This window comes from Rhizobacter sp., from assembly GCF_031412495.1.
Lineage (GTDB): Bacteria > Pseudomonadota > Gammaproteobacteria > Burkholderiales > Burkholderiaceae_C > Schlegelella_A.
The window spans coordinates 1-4,947 of the sequence record NZ_JANODC010000093.1 but is presented as its reverse complement, the minus strand read 5'-3'; the positions used below and the strand labels follow the sequence as shown (position 1 = coordinate 4,947).

The window sequence follows — 4,947 nt, the reverse complement described above, 5'->3', positions numbered from 1 at the left end:
GGAAGCGCCCGCCCTCGACCAGCTTGACGTTGTCGATCTGCACGCCCTCTTCCTCGATGCGGGTCGAGAACGGTGGCATGGAGCCGGGCGTGGTGCCGCCGATGTCGGCGTGATGGCCGCGCGAGCCGACGTAGAACGTCGGTCGTGACGAGCCCGCCTCCTCCAGGTAGACCGGCGTCACGACGGTCACGTCCGGCAGGTGCGTGCCGCCGTTGTACGGATCGTTCAGCACGTAGACGTCGCCGGGCCGCATCGTCCCGGCGTTGCGGCCGATCACGGTCTTGATCGACTCGCTCATGGAGCCGAGGTGGACCGGCATGTGCGGCGCATTGGCGATCAGGTTGCCGTCGGCGTCGAAGAGCGCGCAGGAGAAGTCGAGCCGCTCCTTGATGTTCACCGAGTAGGCGGTGTTCTGCAGCTGCAGGCCCATCTGCTCGGCGATGTTCATGAACAGGTTGTTGAACACCTCGAGCAGCACCGGGTCGACCGACGTGCCGAGGGCGCGGCGCGCCTGGCGCGCCACGATGCGCTCCAGCACCAGGTGGTCGAGCGCGGTGATGCGGGCGCGCCAGCCCGGCTCGACGATGGTCGTGGCGTTGCGCTCGGCGACGATGGCCGGCCCGGTGATGGTCTGCCCGGGCCGGGCCCGGCCGCGCTCGACCAGGGCCGCGTCGTGCCACTGCCCTTCGCTGAAGAGGCGCACCGTCGCCGTCGACGGCGCCGGCGCTTCCGCCTCGACGGCATGGCTCGGTTCGGCCGGCGCGTCGCCGGCGCCGACCGCTTCCACCGACACCGCTTCGACGACCAGCCGGCGCTCGCCCATCAGGAAGGCGAAGCGCTGCCGGTAGGCGACCTCGAAGCCGGCCTGCAGCCCGGCCGCGTCGGCGGCGAGCGGCACGACGAGCGCCGAGTCGGTGCCTTCGTAGCGCAGGTGGACGCGCCGGTGCACCTCGATGCGACCGCCGCCCACGCCCTGCCGCTCGAGCTCGGCCTGCGCCTCGGCGGCGAGCTGGTCGAGGCGGGCCGACAGGGCCGCCATGGCGTCCGCGAGCGGCAGCTCGATCGCCGCCTGGCGCATCACGGTCTGGTCCGCCAGGCCCATCCCGTACGCCGACAGCACACCGGCGAGCGGGTGGATGAAGACCCGGCCCATGCCGAGCGCGTCGGCGACGCGGCAGGCGTGCTGGCCGCCGGCGCCGCCGAAGCACTGTAGCGTGTAGCGGGTGACGTCGTAGCCGCGAGCGACCGAGATCTTCTTGATCGCGCCGGCCATCGCGCCGACGGCGATGTCGATGAAGCCCTCGGCGACCTGTTCGGGCGAGCGCTGCGTGCCGGTGGCCGCCTCGATCTCGGCGGCGAGGGCGGCGAAACGCTGCTGCACGACGTCGGCATCGAGCGGCTCGTCGCCGCCGGCGCCGAACACGCTCGGAAAGAACGCCGGCTGGATCTTTCCGACTGCGACATTCGCGTCGGTCACCGTGAGCGGGCCGCCGCGCCGGTACGAGGCCGGCCCGGGGTTGGCGCCGGCGCTCTGCGGGCCGACGCGGAAGCGGGCGCCGTCGAAGGCCAGGATCGAGCCGCCGCCGGCGGCGACGGTGTGAATCGCCATCATCGGCGCGCGGACGCGGACCCCGGCGACACGGGTCTCGAAGGCGCGCTCGAACTCGCCGGCGTAGTGGCTGACGTCGGTCGAGGTCCCGCCCATGTCGAAGCCGATGACCTGCATGCGCTTGCCGGGCTCGGTCAGCCCGATCTCGGCCGTTCGCACCATGCCGACGATGCCGCCCGCCGGCCCGGACAGGATCGCGTCCTTGCCCTGGAACGCGTTGGCCTGCGCCAGCCCGCCCGACGACTGCATGAAGTACAGCTCGACGCCGGGCATCTCGGCGGCGACCTCGTCGACGTAGCGGCGCAGGATCGGCGACAGGTAGGCATCGACCACCGTCGTGTCGCCGCGGCCGACCAGCTTCATCAGCGGGCTCACCTGGTGCGACACGCTCACCTGCGCGAAGCCGGTCTCGCGCGCGATGCGCTCGGCCGCCGCCTCGTGCGCCGTGTGCCGCCAGCCGTGCATGAAGACGATGGCGACGCTGCCCAGGCCGCGGCCGCGTGCCGCCTGCAGGTCGGCGCGCAGCCGGGCCTCGTCGAGGGCCCGCACGACCTCGCCGTCGGCCGCCATGCGCTCGTCGGCCTCGACGACCTCGGCATAGAGCAGCTCGGGCAGGATGATGTGCGGGTCGAACAGGCGCGGCCGGTCCTGGTAGGCGATGCGCAGCGAGTCGCGGAAACCCTTCGTCACCACCAGCAGCGTCGGCTCGCCCTTGCGCTCGAGCAGGGCGTTGGTCGCGACCGTCGTGCCCATCTTCACCGACTCGACCTGGGCGGACGTCACCGGCTCCCCGGCGCCGACGCCGAGCAGGCGGCGGATGCCGGCGACGGCGGCGTCGCGGTACTGCTCGGGGTTGTCGGAGAGCAGCTTCAGCGTCACCAGGCCGCCGTCCGGCCGCTTGCCGACGACGTCGGTGAAGGTGCCGCCGCGATCGATCCAGAACTGCCAGCGAGAGGGTTCAGCCATCACGCATCTCCCGAGGGGGTCAGGCGACCACCGGCAAGGCCTGCACCCGGTATTCGTGCGCGATGCGGCGCGAGCGGGCGGTGTCGACGAGCTCGACGCGCATCCGCTCGGCAGCCCGGATCGCGACGCCGTCCAGGTTCGGCAGCGCCGACAGCGTGCCGCAGAAGAGCACGAGCCCGTCCTCGACGCGCACGTCGGCCGGCAGGCCGTCGATCAGCGACTGCAGGGGCCGGATCGCGCCGACCGTGCCCTCCTGGTACGCGACCCAGCCGCCGGCCTCGAAGATCTCGGAGCGCAGGACGAGGTCGTCGGCACGCGCGGCGACCTCGTCCCAGGCCCAGGCCGACGTCGCCACGGGCTTGGCGCACAGCTGCTTCGACACGACCACGGAGTACGCCTCGACGCGCCGGTCGGTGTGGTCGGAGCCGACGCTCAGCCACCAGCGGCCGCCCTGGCGCACGAGCACCGGCTCGGCCTCGCCCGAGCTCGCCTCGCCGAGCATCTCGACCGACTCCGACTGCGTGAGCAGGGCGGCGCCGGGCCGGTAGTACTGCGGCTCGGCGGACGGCCGCGGCACGCCGATCCGGGCCAGCTCCTCGATGTGGTGCTCGATCGCGGCGGCATCGCGGCCGGTCCAGCCGGCGACGACGAGCCGCGTCGGCACGAGCTCGATCGCGGCAGCGTCGGCCAGGGTGAATCGCAATGCATTCATGGCATGTTCATTGGGAAACCACCGACGGCAGCCAGAGCGCAAGCCCCGGAAACAGCGCCAGCAGCAGGAGCAGCACGAACATCGCAGCCACGAACGGCAGCGAGCCGACGATCACGTCGTTCATCGAGCCGCTCTTCCTCAGGTTGTGGACGACGAAGAGGTTGAGGCCGACCGGCGGCGTGATGAGCGCTGTCTCGACCAGGACGATGACGACGATGCCGAACCAGACCATGTCGAAGCCGAGCGCCTGCATCACCGGGGCGATGATCGGGATCGTCGTGATCATCATCGACAGCGTCTCCATGAAGCAGCCGAGGATCACGTAGAAGACGATGACGGCGAAGAGCATTTCCCACTTCGACAGGCCGAGCGTCTGCACGGTGTCGGTGAGGCGCGTCGTCAGGCCGATGGCCGACATCACGAAGTTCAGGAAGTACGCCGCGACGATGATGAGCATGATCATCCCGGTCGAGCGCATCGTCCCGAGCAGGCACTCGCGCAGCATCGGCCAGTTCAGCGTGCGGTTCCACGCCGCCAGGGCGAGCCCGGCCATGACGCCGAGGGAGGCGGCTTCGGTGGGCGTCGCCAGGCCGGCGTAGATCGAGCCCACCACGACCAGGAAGACGCCGAGCGGCGGCCCCAGATGGACCAGCCCGGCGAGGGCCGCGCGAAGCGAGCTGGCGATGCGCTCGCCGCCCCACGCCGGTCGCCACATACAGGCCACCGCGATCACCGCCATGAAGAACAGGGAGAGCAGCAGCCCGGGGATGATCCCGGCGAGATAGAGGCGCGGCACCGAGGTGTTGGTCAGCACCGCGTAGATGATCATGTTGATCGACGGCGGGATCAGGATGCCGAGCGTGCCGCCGGCGGCGAGCGAGCCGAGGAAGAGCCGCTCGTTGTAGCCGAAGCGCTTGGCCTGCGGCAGCGCCACCGTGCCCACCGTCGCCGCGGTGGCCACGCTCGAGCCCGAGGTCGCCGCGAACATGGCGCAGGCGGCGATGTTGGAGTGCATCAGGCCGCCCGGCAGCCAGGAAAGCCAGCGCGCGAGCGCCTGGTACATGCGCTCCGCGAGACCGGAGCGCAGAAGCAGCTCGCCGAGCAGGATGAAGAGCGGTAGGGCGACGAGCAGGAACTCGTTGCTGGCCGTCCAGGCGATCTCGCCGGCAACCCGGCTCACCGGCAGCATGGCGAACATCTGGCCGAGCACCAGACCGAGCACGCCCATCGCCGCGGCCACGGGAATCGCCAGCGCCATCAGGGCCAGCAAGGTGACGAGGGCCGTGGCGATCATGGCTTGACGTGCATCGCCTGCACGGCCTGGTTCAGCTCGTCGTCGGCCTCTTCCTGGATGGTGCGGGCACCCATCAATCGGTTCACGTCGGCCCAGTCGGCGGCGGCGAACGCCAGCACCCCGCGCAGGAGCAGCACCAGGGCGCAGGCGACGAAGGCGACATAGCCCAGCCACCACAGCGCCTGCGGCACGGCCAGCGGCACCGCCAGCGCCGAGTTCGAGCGCGCGCCGAGCTGCCACGACTGCGCGAGCACGCCGCTGCCGTGCCACGTCACGACGCTGACAAATCCGAGCAGCGCCATCAGCGCCACCATGTCGCAGACCGCCGCCAGCGCCCGCGGCAGAAGCTGGTACAGCGCGTCGATG

Annotated in this window: 3 protein-coding genes and 1 pseudogene; all 4 read right to left on the bottom strand. The window is 71.3% G+C overall.

The window, feature by feature from the left end; translation table 11 throughout:
* Positions 1-2,575 (bottom strand): hydantoinase/oxoprolinase family protein (locus tag AC30N0_RS03510; RefSeq protein ID WP_489516549.1); only part of this gene is annotated, 2,575 nt, incomplete at its 3' end.
* Between the two features lie 19 nt (positions 2,576-2,594).
* Positions 2,595-3,287, bottom strand: coding sequence for a DUF2848 family protein (locus AC30N0_RS03505; RefSeq protein WP_489516548.1), 693 nt, complete (start codon positions 3,285-3,287; stop codon positions 2,595-2,597).
* A 7-nt stretch (positions 3,288-3,294) separates the two neighbouring features.
* Positions 3,295-4,581, bottom strand: a complete 1,287-nt coding sequence (locus AC30N0_RS03500; protein WP_489516547.1) for a TRAP transporter large permease — start codon at positions 4,579-4,581, stop codon at positions 3,295-3,297.
* Positions 4,578-4,947 (bottom strand): annotated as a pseudogene (locus AC30N0_RS03495) (hypothetical protein); the annotation flags it as partial. The pseudogene AC30N0_RS03495 and the gene AC30N0_RS03500, both read right to left, overlap by 4 nt.